Annotated in this window: 15 protein-coding genes; 8 read left to right on the top strand and 7 right to left on the bottom strand. The window is 36.2% G+C overall.

What is annotated here, in order from left to right:
- Nucleotides 1-164: 164 nt before the first annotated feature.
- A complete protein-coding gene (locus MHH81_RS16670; RefSeq protein ID WP_340923311.1) occupies nucleotides 165-305 on the bottom strand; it encodes a hypothetical protein in 141 nt (46 codons plus the stop codon).
- Nucleotides 306-396: 91 nt separating this feature from the next.
- Entirely contained in the window at nucleotides 397-1,629 is a 1,233-nt protein-coding gene (locus tag MHH81_RS16665) for an aminopeptidase (protein WP_340923308.1), read from the bottom strand.
- 193 nt (nucleotides 1,630-1,822) lie between these two features.
- On the opposite strand from MHH81_RS16665, the gene motA reads away from it, so the two are divergent.
- The 4 genes from motA to MHH81_RS16645 all read left to right on the top strand — a co-directional run bounded on the left by motA (nucleotide 1,823) and on the right by MHH81_RS16645 (nucleotide 5,498).
- Nucleotides 1,823-2,626: a flagellar motor stator protein MotA gene (motA, locus tag MHH81_RS16660; protein ID WP_340923304.1), complete on the top strand. Its 804-nt coding sequence runs from the start codon at nucleotides 1,823-1,825 to the stop codon at nucleotides 2,624-2,626.
- Nucleotides 2,610-3,377, top strand: a complete 768-nt coding sequence (motB, locus tag MHH81_RS16655) for a flagellar motor protein MotB (protein ID WP_340923300.1) — start codon at nucleotides 2,610-2,612, stop codon at nucleotides 3,375-3,377. Before motA ends, motB begins: the two co-directional genes overlap by 17 nt.
- 112 nt (nucleotides 3,378-3,489) lie before the next feature.
- Nucleotides 3,490-4,590, top strand: coding sequence for a PfkB family carbohydrate kinase (locus MHH81_RS16650; RefSeq protein ID WP_340923297.1), 1,101 nt, complete (start codon nucleotides 3,490-3,492; stop codon nucleotides 4,588-4,590).
- Nucleotides 4,587-5,498 (top strand): pseudouridine-5'-phosphate glycosidase, encoded by a 912-nt coding sequence (locus MHH81_RS16645; RefSeq protein ID WP_340923294.1) that lies wholly within the window; start codon nucleotides 4,587-4,589, stop codon nucleotides 5,496-5,498. Before MHH81_RS16650 ends, MHH81_RS16645 begins: the two co-directional genes overlap by 4 nt.
- A gap of 43 nt (nucleotides 5,499-5,541) precedes the next feature.
- Here MHH81_RS16645 and MHH81_RS16640 read toward each other — a convergent pair whose 3' ends face one another.
- Together MHH81_RS16640 and MHH81_RS16635 are read right to left on the bottom strand one after the other, a co-directional pair.
- Complete coding sequence (locus tag MHH81_RS16640; RefSeq protein WP_340923292.1) at nucleotides 5,542-5,763, bottom strand: DUF1128 domain-containing protein; 222 nt, start codon at nucleotides 5,761-5,763, stop codon at nucleotides 5,542-5,544.
- 105 nt (nucleotides 5,764-5,868) lie between these two features.
- Nucleotides 5,869-7,236 (bottom strand): alanine/glycine:cation symporter family protein, encoded by a 1,368-nt coding sequence (locus MHH81_RS16635; RefSeq protein WP_340923289.1) that lies wholly within the window; start codon nucleotides 7,234-7,236, stop codon nucleotides 5,869-5,871.
- Between the two features lie 174 nt (nucleotides 7,237-7,410).
- Here MHH81_RS16635 and MHH81_RS16630 point away from each other — a divergent pair, with 174 nt between their 5' ends.
- Together MHH81_RS16630 and MHH81_RS16625 are read left to right on the top strand one after the other, a co-directional pair.
- Nucleotides 7,411-7,800, top strand: coding sequence for a YtxH domain-containing protein (locus tag MHH81_RS16630; RefSeq protein WP_340923286.1), 390 nt, complete (start codon nucleotides 7,411-7,413; stop codon nucleotides 7,798-7,800).
- Nucleotides 7,801-7,820: 20 nt separating this feature from the next.
- Nucleotides 7,821-8,801, top strand: coding sequence for a YihY/virulence factor BrkB family protein (locus MHH81_RS16625; RefSeq protein WP_340923283.1), 981 nt, complete (start codon nucleotides 7,821-7,823; stop codon nucleotides 8,799-8,801).
- 265 nt (nucleotides 8,802-9,066) lie between these two features.
- Here the strand turns inward: MHH81_RS16625 and MHH81_RS16620 are convergent, their stop codons facing one another.
- The 3 genes from MHH81_RS16620 to MHH81_RS16610 all read right to left on the bottom strand — a co-directional run bounded on the left by MHH81_RS16620 (nucleotide 9,067) and on the right by MHH81_RS16610 (nucleotide 12,993).
- Nucleotides 9,067-10,980 (bottom strand): heavy metal translocating P-type ATPase, encoded by a 1,914-nt coding sequence (locus tag MHH81_RS16620; RefSeq protein WP_340923280.1) that lies wholly within the window; start codon nucleotides 10,978-10,980, stop codon nucleotides 9,067-9,069.
- Nucleotides 10,981-11,130: 150 nt separating this feature from the next.
- A complete protein-coding gene (locus MHH81_RS16615) occupies nucleotides 11,131-12,660 on the bottom strand; it encodes a fumarate hydratase (RefSeq protein WP_340923278.1) in 1,530 nt (509 codons plus the stop codon).
- A gap of 147 nt (nucleotides 12,661-12,807) precedes the next feature.
- Nucleotides 12,808-12,993, bottom strand: coding sequence for an SE1561 family protein (locus MHH81_RS16610; protein WP_340923276.1), 186 nt, complete (start codon nucleotides 12,991-12,993; stop codon nucleotides 12,808-12,810).
- A gap of 673 nt (nucleotides 12,994-13,666) precedes the next feature.
- Between MHH81_RS16610 and MHH81_RS16605 the strand changes: the two genes are divergently transcribed.
- Both MHH81_RS16605 and MHH81_RS16600 read left to right on the top strand, forming a co-directional pair.
- On the top strand, nucleotides 13,667-14,845 hold the full coding sequence (locus MHH81_RS16605) for an MFS transporter (RefSeq protein WP_340923274.1): 1,179 nt from the start codon (nucleotides 13,667-13,669) through the stop codon (nucleotides 14,843-14,845).
- A 200-nt stretch (nucleotides 14,846-15,045) separates the two neighbouring features.
- A complete protein-coding gene (locus MHH81_RS16600; RefSeq protein ID WP_340923271.1) occupies nucleotides 15,046-15,471 on the top strand; it encodes a hypothetical protein in 426 nt (141 codons plus the stop codon).
- Nucleotides 15,472-15,851 lie beyond the last annotated feature (380 nt).

Below are 15,851 nucleotides of genomic sequence, written 5' to 3'. Positions count from 1 at the left end.
CTAATACAGTTAAATATTCTCAAGAATAACTCGATAAATGATCCAATAGTACCTGCTTGTAATCATTTTGAAATACTTTTGTTCCATAAATGAAAGAAAAAAGAGATGTCATGACAAATAACTGACAATAAAAAAACAACCGCAAAATTTGCGGTTGCCTTGAATTAATATTTTTCAGATGGTTTTGGATCAATAATAATTGAATCATGTGAATTCATTGGTTTAGCAAAGTAATGCATAATTACATAACCAACAATACCTAAGCATGCTGTAAAACCAAGAACTGTAACTGTAAATAAGCCCATTATCAAACACCTCACTTGATATGCTACTGTTATTATAGCTTAATCTAAGTAGAAAAGTAAGTAGAAAAATATAGAATCTCTTAAGTTAGTTTTAAAATGCCCAGTTTCCATTACGGAAGACAGGTTCAGTGGTGCCATCTTCTTTAATTCCGTCGATATTCATTTTATCGGAACCAATCATAAAGTCGACATGTGTGATACTTTCGTTCAAGCCATTTTCTGCTAGCTCTTCTCGACTCATCTTCTTACCACCCTCTAAACAGAAAGCGTATGCACTTCCAATAGCTAAGTGATTAGAAGCATTTTCATCGAACAAAGTGTTGTAAAATAACAAATTAGAATTAGAGATTGGTGAATCATGTGGTACAAGAGCAACTTCACCTAAGTAGTGTGAGCCTTCATCGGTAGCAACTAGATTTTCAAGTACTTCTTGACCTTGCTCTGCCTCCACTTTTACTATGCGACCATTTTCAAAAGTAATAGTGAAATTATCAATAATGTTGCCACCATAGCTAAGCGGCTTACTACTAGCTACATAGCCATCTACACCTGTTTTTAGCGGAACAGTGAACACTTCTTCTGTTGGCATATTTGCCATGAAGTCTTCTCCTTTTTCATTCACACTGCTAGCACCACACCATAAATGTCCTACTGGGAGTTCAATTGTTAAGTCCGTGCCAGGAGCTGTATAGTGCAATTTTTTGTAGTTTTTATCATTTAAATAATCTACTTTTGTGTGTAGAAGGGAATCATGCTCTTTCCAAGCAGCAACCGGATCTTCTAAGTCAGCACGAACTGCTTTGAAAATAGCCTCCCAAAGTGCAGGTACTTGTTCTTCTTCTGATAGATTAGGGAACACTTTTTGCGCCCAATTTTTGGAAGGAGATGCAATAACCGTCCAACTAATTTTATCAGATTGTACATATTGACGATATTTACTCAAAGCTTGACCAGTTGCTTTTTGGAATGCAGCAATTTTTGATGGATCCATTCCTTTTAAAAGGTCTGGACTTTGACTCATGATACTCATAAATGCAGCACCTTGTTCTGCTAAAAGCTCTCTTTCTTGCACTTTCCATGAAGGGAAAAAGTCAAAGGATTCCTTTGGTGCTAAATCATAACGTAAACGAGTTATTTCATCATCAGAAAAGTCTACAAAAACTTGGTTAGCTCCTACTTCATAAGCTTTTTTTGTAACTAAGCGCACAAGTTCTACACTATCGATAGTGGCAGCAATATATAAATTTTGTCCAGGTTGAATGTTCACCCCTACTTGTACAGCCAATGCAGCATATTTTTCTAATTTCATATTAAAAGATGACATATTCATACTTCCTTTCTGTAATTAATTTAATAATATCAGTTTTCAGGCTATTTTATCAATGATCTTATGTGAAGAAATATGTAAAATATTGTCCTTTATTAGTGAATTTTTATTACAGGAGATAAAGTTTTATATTAAGAAATAATTTTTTTAGCCGAAATAAAATACAGAAATAGAATGTGGGGGTAAGTGAATGGATAAGTCTACAGTAATCGGTCTAATAGTAGGGTTTGTTGCTTTATTATCTGGGATAGTTATGAAAGGAGTAACACTAAGTGTTCTGTTAAATCCAGCTGCTATATTAATTATCGTTTTCGGGACAATTGCTACAATTGTTATCGGATTCCCAATGAATGAGTTAAAAAGAGTTCCAAAGCTTTTTGGAGTAATTTTCAAAGAGACTAAGCTAGTGCCTGATCACGAAGTTATTAAACTGTTCTCGAACTGGGCGGATTTGGCTCGAAGAGAAGGATTACTTGCTTTGGAAAGCAAGACGTCTGAAGTGAATGATCCATTTTTAAAAAATGGTTTAACATTAGCAATTGATGGTCAAAATGCCGATTACATTAGAGATGTATTAACAGAAGAGATAGACGCATTAGAAGAGAGACATGCAGGTGGAGCACATATTTTCTCACAAGCTGGTACATATGCTCCAACCCTAGGGGTACTTGGAGCTGTAGTTGGTTTAATTGCTGCTTTAGGTGACATGAATGATATTGATAAATTAGGACATGCCATTTCTGCAGCATTTGTTGCTACATTACTTGGGATTTTTACTGGATATGTACTTTGGCATCCATTTGCAAATAAATTAAAACGTAAGTCTAAACAAGAAATTCGTCAAAAAACGATGATGTTAGAAGGTATCCTATCTGTTTTAGAAGGAGATGCACCACGTGTCATTGAACAAAAGCTTGCTTCCTATCTATCAATGGCGGAACGCAGAAAAGTATTAAACGAAAGCGGGGAGGCTGGCCTTGGCAAAGAAGCATAAAAAACATAAGGAAGAAGAGGAAATGAGTGAATCATGGCTACTTCCTTATGCAGACATACTAACTTTATTATTAGCACTGTTTATTGTTCTTTTTGCATCTAGTACAGTAGATCAAGCGAAATTAGAGCAAATGTCACAAGTGTTTAATCAAATATTTGATAGTGGATCAGGTTTAATGGAACAGCCTTCACCGGTAAATGTACCAGTTACACCAAATGATTCTGATGTGGATAGTGAAAGTTCAGCTTATGTAGAGGATCAGCAAGCCTTGTCGAAGATTCAAGACAGTGTCGATGAATATATTGCGGTGAATGCTTTAGAGAAGCAATTTGCAACTAAGCTAACAGATGAGGGATTACTTGTAACGATTCGAGATAGTATTTTATTTGATACTGGAAAAGCAGAAGTGAATCCAGAATATAGACAAATTGCAGAAGATATATCGGATCTATTAGTATTTGATCCACCTAGAAATGTTGTCATAACTGGACATACGGATAATATACCGATAGCTAGTAGTGAATTTGCATCTAACTGGGAGCTCAGTGTGATGCGTTCTGTCAATTTTTTAAAAATCCTTGTAAGAGATAATTCAATAGACCCGCTTTATTTTAGTGCAAAGGGTTATGGAGAATTTAAGCCTGTTGCTTCTAATGATACAATAGAAGGTCGTGCTAAAAATAGACGTGTAGAAGTTTTAATCCAACCACGAGTACTAGAAGATGGCACTTTAAACGACGCTCCACAATAACTCGTACTTAAGCTGACAACTATAAAAAATAGTTGTCAGTTTTTAATTTGACTTTTTCAAACAAAAGTTTATAATTAAAACAAAAGTTCGTTCAAGGGAGGTGGGAATTAGATTGGACTCAAAGGAAATGAAAATCTTAAAGTACCTTAGAAAAAATCCATACGCATCTCAATTAGAAATTGCGAATGATCTGCAAATGTCTAGACCAGCTGTAGCTAATATTATTTCTCAGCTCATTAAGACTGGAAAAATAACGGGGAGAGCTTATATTTTACCCGAGAAAAAAGAAATTATTTGTATTGGTGGAGCAAATGTAGATAGAAAATACATTGTAAAAAATAAATTGCAAATGGGTACTTCTAATCCGACTACTAGCTTACAAAGCATTGGTGGAGTTGCAAGGAATATCGCCGAAAATTTAGGAAGATTAGGTCATACAGTACGATTACTATCTGTAGTAGGTAATGATATGGAGTATGAGTCTATTGAAAAAGCCTCTAGCCACTGGATGAATTTATTTTCTGTTGAAAAAATACCGAACCATTCGACGGGAACTTATTCTGCCATATTAGATTCTCAAGGAGAAATGCTGTTTGCATTAGCAAACATGGATATTTACGATCAATTTACAGTGGACTATCTGAAAAAACAAGAAGCTCATTTAACAAATGCACAGCTGTTAATCATTGATATGAACTGCCCTAAAGATGTCATTGAATATATACAAGCACTTTCTAGCGGTCATAAAATACCATTAGCTATTATTCCTGTATCGTCACCGAAGATGGAAAGAATGCCTCAATCCTTAGAAGGGATTGAGTGGTTAATTGCTAATAAGGATGAAGCAGAAACTTATTTTCAAATGAAAATAGAGGATGAAGCCTCTTGGAAAAAGGCTGCCGAACTATTCGTTCAAAAAGGTATTAACCATGTAGTTATTACGAACAGTAGTAAAGGAGTAATTTTGGCAGGACGAGATATGGAAACAGCTTTTGTTCCTGCTATAGTGGTGGATGATGTAATAGATGTAACAGGAGCAGGAGACGCATTTGTATCAGCCACACTCCATGCATGGTTAGAAGGTGCCGAGATACATCAAGCAGTAAGCACTGGTATGGTGAACGCAAGTAAAACTTTACAATCAGCGGAAACAGTTCGAACAGAGCTTTCTAAAGTAAGTTTAATTAATGAATTGGAGGAATATACAAGATGAAAAAATATATAACATACTCACAAGAGGTAGAACAAGGAATGGCAGCAGGAAAGGCGATCGTTGCTTTAGAATCAACTATTATCTCACACGGAATGCCTTACCCACAAAACGTAGAAATGGCAAGAAAAGTGGAGCAAATTATTCGTGACAACGGTGCTGTTCCAGCAACGATTGCGATAATGGACGGAAAGATTAAAATTGGTCTGTCAGAGGAAGAACTGGAGACGCTAGGTACAAGTAAAAATGCAAGAAAAACTTCAAGAAGAGATCTTCCATATGTAGTTGCCTCTAAAGAAATTGGAGCTACAACAGTTGCAACAACAATGATTTGTGCAGAGATTGCTGGTATTAAAATGTTCGTAACTGGTGGTATTGGTGGTGTGCATAGAGGTGCTGAAACGACAATGGATATTTCAGCTGACTTAGAAGAGCTTGCTTCTACAAATGTAGCAGTAGTTTGTGCAGGAGCAAAATCTATCTTGGATATTGGCTTAACTTTAGAGTATTTAGAAACAAAAGGTGTGCCAGTAGTTGGGTTCCAAACGGATTCATTCCCAGCATTTTATACAGCAACAAGCGCATTCGATGCAAACTTCCGTTTGGACGAGCCAAAAGAAGTTGCAGAAATGCTTAAAACGAAATGGGAATTAGGATTAAACGGAGGAGCTATTATTGCAAATCCAATTCCAGCAGAATTCTCATTAGATGAAGCTTATATCAATGACATCATTCATACTGCTTTAAAAGAAGCAGATGAAAACGGTATTAAAGGAAAAGACGTAACGCCATTCTTACTTGGAAAAGTAAAAGAATTAACAGAAGGTAAATCATTAGATTCCAATATTGAACTAGTATACAACAATGCAAGAGTTGGAGCTAAAATCGCAGTGGAATTAAATAATCTATAATAAAAATCCTTCCCTAGTTTAGTTGGGGAAGGATTTTCTTTTTCTATTTTCTCAAGTTTCCTAGCTCAGCTGCAATTGCTTGCATTTCGCTTGGACTGAATGTATCTCTTTTTTTCACCATTTCATATAAATAAACTAGATCATCGTATTCTGTTGCATTAAAATTTTCTGGCTTCATGGCATCAACGTTCACCATACGAAGCTTTTCTTTTATTGTTTCAATCATATACGTTACATTTTCAACAGAAGGTTCTGATAAATTCATCGTTCTGTACCTGCCTTTCAACATTAGAGCCTCAATTAACAATCAGTGGGATCACCGATTGAAGTTTCACTTTATCATTTCATGCTCCGTATAGATTGTCAATTACTAAATAGATTTTGCCGCTTTTGCTGCTTCTTTTTCTTCTTTCAATTTTTCTTGAATTCGTTTTGTTTCATAAATTACTACTCCAGAAAGACCAAGAAGTCCTATTAAGTTTGGAATAGCCATTAATCCATTTGCAATATCAGAGAAAGTCCAGATTAGATCTAAAGAAACTACTGAACCGATAAATACCATGATGACAAATGCAATACGATAAACGATTAATAAAGATGGGTTTTTAAATAAGTATTGGAAACATTTTTCTCCGTAATATGCCCATCCGAATATTGTAGAAGTAGCAAAGAAGATTAATCCAATTGCTACAACGATTGGTCCCCAATCCCCTAGGAAGTGACCAAATGAAGCTGAAGTTAACTCATTTGCTGCAAGGCTAGTGTTTTTATACATACCTGACATTACAATGGTAACACCGGTAATAGAGCATATTAGGAATGTATCTAAAAATACTTGTGTCATCGAAACAAGTGCCTGACGCCCTGGCAGATCCGTTTTTGCGGCAGCAGCGGCAATAGGAGCAGATCCAAGACCAGCTTCGTTGGAGAATACGCCTCGAGCGATACCATAACGGATAGCAGCACCGATTGCACCACCAGCAGCAGCCTCACCTGAAAATGCCATTTTAAAAATGGTAGCAAATGCGTCAGGTACAGCAGTTATATTCGTAACCATAACGATTAATCCTGCTAGTAAATAAAATATGGCCATAACTGGTACGAATATAGCGGTAACATTACCTATTGATTTAATACCACCTAGAATTACAAGCGCAGTAAATACTGTTAGTACAGCACCAGTAATCCAAGTATCTAGTCCAAATGTTGACTTGACTACACCAGCAACAGAGTTAGATTGAGTCCCATTTCCAATACCAAATGCAGCAATTGCACCAAAGATTGCAAATAAAACAGCCAACCATTTTTGCTTTAAACCATGTTCAAGATAGTACATAGGACCACCAGCCATTTGTCCTTTAGCATCTTTTACACGATATCTAACTGCTAAAATAGCTTCACTATATTTAGTAACCATTCCGAAGAAAGCAGAAAACCACATCCAAAATATTGCACCTGGCCCACCAAGTACAACAGCTGTAGCCACCCCTACAATATTTCCCGTTCCCACTGTTGCAGCGAGTGCAGTAGTTAGTGCTTGGAATTGAGAAATATCCCCTTCTGCAGATTTATCATGCTTTTTAGAGAATACTAGTCTTAAAGCAACGGGTAAAAGCCTAATCTGTAAAAAACCGACACGAACTGTTAAATATATACCTGTACCAACGATTAAGATTAGGAGAGGAATTCCCCAAAGAACACTTGAAATACTACCTAAGATCTCATTCAATTTTACCATTTTAATTTACCCCCATTTCAATTTTACGCCTACTATTTAAAATCACTCATTACAATATTCATAAAATTCTGTCTTATAGTCAAGGTAATTTTTAAAAATATAAATAATTAGTTTGATTCTTTTTTGTGGAGGGTATAATGGAATCATGTATATGTTAAATTTGGAGGTAATTTTATGAGTGAAAATAAATTTGTTAAAGGTATTATTTTTGGAGCTATAATTGGTGGAGCATTAACCATGTTTGATAGAAAGACAAGAGATTCTGTAATGAATAAAACTAGGTACGTAAGAAATGAAATTCAGTATTACAGTAAAAATAGAGAAGAGTTAAAAACTACTATTGAAGAACAAATAACAAAGTGGAAATCTGTTTATGATCAATTAGCTTCGGATGTAAGTTATATATCGCAGAAAGTTAATGAAGCGAAGGAAATCACACCTCAAGTGAAAAACTTAGTAACAGAAACGAAAGATACATTTGCCCATTCAAAAGAAGAGTACAAGTCAATTGTTGTTACCGAACAAGATGAATCGAGTATCTTTGAACACCAAAAGCAAAACTAGAAAAGAAAGGAGAGGATGAGGTGGTGGGTCAAAGAGATGAAAAAGATAATACCCCAAAAAAAAATGCTTCATCCTCTACTAGCTGGTTTGAAAAGTTAAAATTATTTAGTATCAAAAAGAAAGAAATAGAAACGGAAGAATCTCATGATTTAACGACATGGATGGGATATTTCAAACAACTATTATTAACTATACAAAAAACGGATATAACGGGTTTTGGAGCGCAGTTAGCATACTTTTTCTTGCTCTCCTTATTCCCGTTACTTATTTTTATCGTTACGTTATTACCTTATTTAAATTTGGACGAAGCACAAGTTTTTCGTCTTATAGAAAACTATGTTCCAATTGACGTTTTTATTCTGATAGAAAAAACGATTTCTGATGTATTAGTCAATCGAAATGGTGGGCTATTATCCTTAGGGATTATAGGTACAATTTGGTCTGCTTCAACGGGTATGAATGCTATCGTTAAATCATTAAATAGATCGTATAATTTGGTGGAATCTAGACCATCTTTTATCGTTAGAGGAATGTCGGTTATTTTCACCTTATTACTGATCATGTTGTTAATAATTGCGTTAGTATTACCTGTGTTTGGTCAACAAATCGGTTCAATATTATTTTCATATTTTGGATTTGAAAAGAGTTTTGTGGAATTTTGGAATAATTTAAGATGGACATTTAGTCCTCTCATCATGTTTATTGTGTTAGTTGCACTGTATTGGATTGTTCCAAATAAAAAACTCTTTTTAAGAAGTGTCATTCCAGGAGCAGCTTTTGCCGCAATTGGCTGGATTGTAGTTTCTCTCCTATTCTCCTACTATGTAAGTAATTTTAAGAGCTACTCTGCTACTTACGGAAGTATTGGGGGAATTATCGTCCTTATGTTATGGTTGTATTTTTCAGGAATTATTTTATTAGTTGGCGGACAAATAAATGCAGTTATGCACGAAAGAAAAATTGCTTTAAAACAAAAAAGGGGCTGTCCAATAAGCCCATAAATTGAAGCAGGTGTAGAAAAACGAGTCTTTTTCTACACCTGTTTTTTGTATACTTTTTATTAAAACTACTATTTTTTGTAGGCAATTGATTGTAGAGAAAGACGGCGATTCCAGCGGGAATAGCATGAGCTGAAGGCCCCGCAGGAGCGAAAGCGACGAGGAGACTGAAGCCATGCCCGCGGAAAGCGTCCGTCTGGAAACGGAAATCAATACATTGGAAAAGGGACCATCACTCAGTCAGTGTATGACTTTAGGGTCAACCCCTTTATATATTTCTATTTAACATTCTTAAACCATTTAGAATAACTAAGATTGTACTTCCTTCATGGCCAATAACACCTAGTGGTAAGTCGACGACTTGTAGGAAGTTGGAAATGATTAAGACGGCAATAATAGAAATAGAGAATACGATATTTTGTTTTACTATACGCTGCATTTTACGTGACATTTTCACTGCATACGCAATTTTCGATAAATCGTTCTTCATCAATACGACATCTGCAGTTTCTAGTGCTACATCGGTTCCTTCTCCCATTGCAAAGCCTGTCGTAGCGGTCGCAAGTGCAGGAGCATCATTAATACCATCTCCGACCATACCTACAAATTTATGCTCCTCCAACAGTTCTTTCATATGCTTCACTTTTGTTTCAGGAAGACATTCTGCAATGTATTGATCAATACCCGCTTCTTTTGCAATTACTTTGGCTGTTTTTTCATTGTCACCAGTAAGCATTACGGTTTTAATTCCTAAAGATTGCAAGAGTTTAATCGCATCTTTAGCTTCTTCACGCACTGTATCTTTTAAGGCTGCGGCAGCTGCAATTCCTTTTTCATCTCGCATAAAGATAACCGTTTTTCCTTCATCAGCAAGAGCTGCTGCAATTCCATCATAGAACGAGAAAGCATCCTCTTTATTAACAAATTCAGGTTTACCAACTAAAATCGTTTGTTCATCAATTATAGCTTGTAAACCAAATCCTGGTTTATCTTCTATATGAAGAAGTGGTAATTGATCAATACCTTCCGACTTAGCATAGGAAGTAATTGCTTGTGCAAGTGGGTGATTAGATTGTGCTTCTATGGTAGCTAACGTTGTTAATGTAGTTAAGTAATCCAAATCTTCCCGTACAAAGAAATCGGTTACGATTGGTTTTCCTTGTGTTAAAGTACCTGTTTTATCAAATGCGATTGCTTTCATTTCACTTACGTTTTCTAAATGCATACCACCTTTAAACAAAATACCACTTTTTGCACCATTTGAAATGGCTGCTAGCGTCGCAGGCATAATAGCTGCGACAAGTGCACAAGGCGAAGCAACAACTAATAAAACCATTGCTCGATAGAAAGTTGTATTCCAGTCCCATCCTAGTAAATAATGCGGCAGGAACATCATCAAACCAACTGTAACTAAGACTAGTTTTACATACCTACCTTCAAATCTTTCGATGAATTGCTGTGCTGGTGATTTTTCATCTTGTGCGCTTAGTACAAGATTAATGATCTTTTGGAAAAGCGTGTCTTCATTTGCTTTTGTCATTTCCATTGTAATGGCACCGCTAATGTTTACTGTACCAGCGAATAACTCGTCAGTTGATTGTTTAAAAACTGGGATTGACTCGCCGCTAATTGCGGATTCATCAATTGCTGTAGTGCCACTAATAATTTTTCCGTCCGCAGGTATTCTTTCTCCAGGTCTCACAACTAATTGGTCACCTAAAAAAAGATCGCTTACTGAAACACGAGTTGAGGAACCATCACTATTTAATCTCCACGCCTCTTCAGGTTGAAGCTTCATCAGTGATGAAATTTCTTTTCTGCTCTTATTCATTGTATACGTCTCTAATGCACCGCTTAAAGCAAAGATAAAGATTAATATAGCACCCTCAGTCCAGTATCCTATAATGGATGAACCAATAGCGGCTAATATCATAAGCATTTCCACGTTTAACTCTTTTTCTTGTATAGTTGCCTCCAAACCTTCTTTTGCCTTAGCAAATCCACCAATAACAAATGCTAACAAATAAAAAACGATAGAGGCTGTTTCATAATCGGATCTTCCAAGCCCCCATGCTACTAAAATTAATCCACCAGAAAAAAGTGCAGCGAATAATTCAATATGGGGAAGTAGCGATTTTAAAAATGATGGTTTCTCATCTTCGTGTATTTGAATAGTTGACATGTAATTTCCTCCTTGATAATGATATTCACTATTAATACTCGGTAAAATAGACTAAAACTGGATTTCTACAAGAGAAGATCCAGTTTTTATAGTTAATATTAATTTATAATTATTATAATCTAGAGGAGTTGTTACGTCAACAAATTAAAATTAATTAAATACACGTTCTTTGTACGCAGATAATTTTTCTAACGAAGATTTATCTACATCAGCATGTAAGCTGTTACCATGAGAGTCCATCGTTACAACTGCAGTAAATTTCTCAACTCGTAAATGCCACATTGCTTCTGGAATACCAAATTCCATTAAATCAACGCCTTCTACACCTTTAATGCAGTCTGCATAGTACTGAGCTGCGCCGCCGATTGCATTTAAGTAAACACCACCATGTTCAGAAAGTGCAGCAAGTGTTTTTGGTCCCATACCACCTTTACCAATAACCGCACGGATACCGAATTTCTTCATAATATCTCCTTGATATGGTTCCTCCCGAATCGAAGTAGTTGGACCAGCAGCGCGTACATGCCAATTGCCTTCATCATCTTTTTGCATAACTGGACCACAGTGATAAATAATTTGTCCGTTTAAATCAACTGGTGCATCATGGCTCATTAAATGGTGATGAATAGCATCACGGCCAGTATACATGCGACCTGTGATCGAGACAACATCTCCAACTTGTAGCGCACGAATTTGTTCTTCGGTAATAGGAGCTTGAAGTTCTACCACTTTTTGAGGTGCTTCTTCTTTTGAGTCTTCTTTAAACTCAATTTTTTCTCCGTCTTGGTAATGCCATTCCATAATTTCACCAGTAGTTGGATTGATATTGATCGCCATACGACGGTATGCCCAACAGTTGTATGCTACTGACACGTAGAAGCTTGCTGGAATACGGTGCATAACGCCAATTTTACAACCTAGTAAAGTTGCTTCTCCGCCGAATCCCATCGTACCTATTCCTAGTGTGTTTGCTTTTTCTACAATATACTCTTCTAGTTTTGCAAGTTCTACATTTGGATTAGTATCCTCAACTGATCGGAATAATTGCTCTTTCGCTAAATCATATCCAGAAGAACGATCTCCACCAATACCTACTCCGATGAACCCAGCGGAACAACCTTGCCCTTGGGCTTGGTAGACAGAGTGTAAAATACATTTACGAATTCCGTCTAAGTCACGACCTGCACGACCTAAGCCTTCCAGTTCAGTTGGTAAGCTATATTGAATATTTTTGTTTTCACAACCGCCACCCTTTAAAATAAGCTTCATTTCAATATAGTCGTTTTCCCATTGCTCAAATTTCATTACTGGGACACCTTCACCTAGGTTATCGCCACTGTTTGCTCCAGTTAATGAGTCAACAGAGTTCGGACGAAGCTTCGCATCCTTAGTAGCAGCGACAATTGCACGTTTAATCGCAGCTTTTATTTCAAGCTGATTGACGCCAATTGGTGTTTTAATCTTGAAAGTAGGTAAGCCAGTATCTTGGCAAATTGGTGAGACATTATCGTCTGCCATTTGTATATTATTTGTGATCGTATCTAAACTCATCGCTGCGCGAGTTCCAGCGTTTTCTGCAGCTTTTGCTTTCTTAATTGCACGTCGAACGTCTTTTGGTAAGTTCGTTGATGTTTCAGTTACTAATTCATAAATACTTTTTTCTAATTGGTCCAATTGCATTATATGTGTGCTCCTTTAGCTATGTAAGTAATAACTCTATTAGTATACTCTTTTCTATAAATGAAAAAAAGAGTGGCTCTTAAGCCACTCTAGGATTTCTTCTCAAACTCGTCACAAAATTATAAACACTTCTAAACGATCTGAGATCTATTCTTTTGAATTTTTAAACTGATCCATTTTAAGTTCTAAATCATCCATCATTTGAATAAGGCGGTCTATATCTTCTAATTCAGTCGTTTCAGGTTCAATTGTATCTAATACTTCTAAAAACATTTGTAATCGATCTTTTAAATAAGATACTTGTTGTTCTGGATTTGAAATTTGTTTACCCACAGAAAAACACCTCACTTTATATATTAAGGATAAAGGAAAATAAAAAGAAAAGATAGGTCCAAAGAGTTATTTTACTTATTGTTGTATTTAGAATATTTACATTATTCTGTTTATGTGTTAAAGTTACTTTAACGCATACATAGAAAGGAGGCCGTAGTGAATAGTCGAAACCATTCAACCAGTAGAAGGAGGGGGTTCAGACATTTCACCGGCAAGACTGCCGCAAATGCAATTATGAGTACTCACAAGGAGAATAGTTATATTTAAAGGTTCAGTCCTATCTTATACAGATATTGACTGAGCCTTTTGTTGTGTCAATTTATATATTAAATGCCCCTGTTAAAATAGGTTGTCGTTTTAGGGACGAAACTCTGTTAGACTCCTTCGGAAAAACGGGTTGCCAAGACCCTGTAACAAGCTTAGGAACAAATCCTAAATCCTCCACATCCATGGTGCAATGGATTTGCTTCTCTCGGCTCCGCGATTCGACGCAGAAAGGGTTGTGACCAACATTCTGTTACCCGGAGTTGGCTTGGCTGTTGGTTAGCAGGAAAGCAAGCGGTTTTTCGGTAGGTTACATCATAATCGTTTAACAGAACCTATTAAATAAGATGAACCTTTGATAAACTAATGAATATCAATAATTTTGAAAACAACAGAAGAGGTAGCTACCATGCAGCAGTTTACAAAAGTTGAACGAAATCGTTTTAGAATTTTAGTTTTGATTGTATCAATATCTGGATTTTCACAGGGTATGCTTTTACCGCTCATCTCTGTCATCTTTGAGCAAGACGGAGTAAGTGCGACAATTAATGGGCTAAGTGCGACTGGTTTATACATAGGTACATTATTAATTTCACCATTTATGGAACGCCCTCTACGAAAATTTGGCTATAAGCCCATTATCATTATAGGGGGACTAACTGTTATTGTATCCTTAATGCTTTTCCCTCTTTGGAAAAGTGTTGCGTTCTGGTTTATATTACGATTATTAATCGGAATCGGTGACCATGCGTTGCATTTTTCTACACAAACATGGATAACGAGTTTTTCTCCTCAGAATCGATTAGGGCGAAATATAGCTATTTATGGATTATCATTTGGAGTTGGGTTTGCGGTCGGACCATTATTTGTTCAACTCGTCGAGATTTTTGAAGGGTTACCTTTTATTATATCCAGTATTCTTTGTTTATGCGCTTGGATACTTGTGTTTTTTATTAAAAATGAAAAACCGGAAATCATAAAAGGGAACACGGCTTATTCAGGAACGTGGAAACGATTTGGTACAGCTTTTGCTGTAGCTTGGGTCGCTTTTATTCCACCATTTAGTTATGGCTTTTTAGAGTCATCTTTAAACGCTATTTATCCGGTATATGCATTACGCAATGCAATAGAAATCACCGATTTGTCCTATATACTAGCAGCCTTTTCGATGGGAGGGGTTGTTTCTCAACTACCTCTTGGCGTATTGAGTGACCAAATTGGGAGAAGAAAAGTACTTATCATCATGTTAGGGCTAGGGGCAGTAACATTTGGAGCAGCAAGCTTCTTTGAAACATCTGCATTAGCAATCGGTATTTTATTTTTTATTGCGGGTTCATTTGTTGGTTCCACTTTTTCTCTTGGAATTACGTATATGGCAGACTTAACACCGAAAGAACTACTTCCAACAGGTAATTTAATATGTGGCATATCTTTTAGTATGGGTAGTCTTTCAGGACCATTTTTGGGCGGTCTTTTTATTCAATTTTTTGAAGGAATAAGTTTTTTAGTACTGATCGCAATCCTACTCGGCATACTGTCGATAATTATTTTTATTTCCAATCCTCATAAAAACAGACGTTTAATCTGAAGCTACAGCATGGTGCATATAACTAGAATAATATAATTTAAAAGAGAGCGAGCCCTTCTTCATGGGGTTCGCTCTCTTTTGATGATTTCGGAAAACAAAATTGCACTCTATAGATTACTGAATTTTTAATCAATTATATACCACCTAACATATTATGGTTATAATGAAATGAAAATGTAAAAATTTGAGGGGGAGTTAAAATGGATTCAAAGTACTCGAAATTTGTATGGAAAATACTATGGCTTGTCGGTTTATTTGTATTTTTATATATTAGTAGCCAAATTGAAATGCGAGCAAGGAACATTTCAGCCACCACTTTTAACATGCTACCCGTTATTTGGATTCGATCCATCGCTCCTTTTGTATTTGGCATTTACCTAGCATTACTTTTTGTCAAAGGATGGTCGATTAAGTGGAATCCCGCAATCATTCTATGCATCACAGTTCCAAGTCTCATCATTACCTTATATTTTCCTGTTCTTATCACAATCATTCAATATACTAATTCTTTTTCCGTACCAATTCCATTTTGGATGAATTCTTCTTTTGATGTAATTGTTCCAATTGTAGCAGGGGTAACTTTAATGGTTGGTTTATTGGATAAGAAAGAGCTAGTGAATAAATAACCACCTTTTTAAATCCACTTCAATCTTTTGTAAAAAGTAATGCAATAAGCCCTCTGAGTAACTTGAATAGTTAAGGATAGGTTACAGTATTTTAAGAGAAATTAAGGAGAAAGAATTCACCCCATGTGCCCGCTATAGGCGGACGCTTTCCGCGGGGTGAGCGATAAGCCATCACCGCCACTACGCGTCGCATGTGATGTCTTATCTGTCTCACTCATCCCGCTGGAGTCGCCGTCTGCCGCTTCATCAACGATATGATAAATGTTCGTATTGTAATGACAAAGTATTATTTATGAAATTAACTCTATTATTAAAGTAAAAGGGGTCTAATAAGCCCATAAATTAAAGAAGTGTAGAAAACGAGTCTTTTTCTACACCTG

This window comes from Psychrobacillus sp. FSL H8-0484 (assembly GCF_038005325.1).
In the GTDB taxonomy this organism is placed as follows: Bacteria; Bacillota; Bacilli; order Bacillales_A; family Planococcaceae; genus Psychrobacillus.
Note: the sequence above shows the minus strand (reverse complement) of the source record. Positions and strands in the feature narration are given on the sequence as shown.

What these genes read in the sequence shown, in the direction of transcription:
- MHH81_RS16635 (WP_340923289.1), bottom strand. Translation starts at nt 7,236, where the DNA reads ATGGTAAAATTGAATGAGATCTTAGGTAGTATTTCAAGTGTTCTTTGG.
- MHH81_RS16665 (WP_340923308.1), bottom strand. Translation starts at nt 1,629, where the DNA reads ATGTCATCTTTTAATATGAAATTAGAAAAATATGCTGCATTGGCTGTA.
- MHH81_RS16605 (WP_340923274.1), top strand. Translation starts at nt 13,667, where the DNA reads ATGCAGCAGTTTACAAAAGTTGAACGAAATCGTTTTAGAATTTTAGTT.
- MHH81_RS16640 (WP_340923292.1), bottom strand. Translation starts at nt 5,763, where the DNA reads ATGAATTTATCAGAACCTTCTGTTGAAAATGTAACGTATATGATTGAA.
- MHH81_RS16620 (WP_340923280.1), bottom strand. Translation starts at nt 10,980, where the DNA reads ATGTCAACTATTCAAATACACGAAGATGAGAAACCATCATTTTTAAAA.
- MHH81_RS16630 (WP_340923286.1), top strand. Translation starts at nt 7,411, where the DNA reads ATGAGTGAAAATAAATTTGTTAAAGGTATTATTTTTGGAGCTATAATT.
- MHH81_RS16615 (WP_340923278.1), bottom strand. Translation starts at nt 12,660, where the DNA reads ATGCAATTGGACCAATTAGAAAAAAGTATTTATGAATTAGTAACTGAA.
- MHH81_RS16645 (WP_340923294.1), top strand. Translation starts at nt 4,587, where the DNA reads ATGAAAAAATATATAACATACTCACAAGAGGTAGAACAAGGAATGGCA.
- MHH81_RS16600 (WP_340923271.1), top strand. Translation starts at nt 15,046, where the DNA reads ATGGATTCAAAGTACTCGAAATTTGTATGGAAAATACTATGGCTTGTC.
- motA (WP_340923304.1), top strand. Translation starts at nt 1,823, where the DNA reads ATGGATAAGTCTACAGTAATCGGTCTAATAGTAGGGTTTGTTGCTTTA.
- MHH81_RS16670 (WP_340923311.1), bottom strand. Translation starts at nt 305, where the DNA reads ATGGGCTTATTTACAGTTACAGTTCTTGGTTTTACAGCATGCTTAGGT.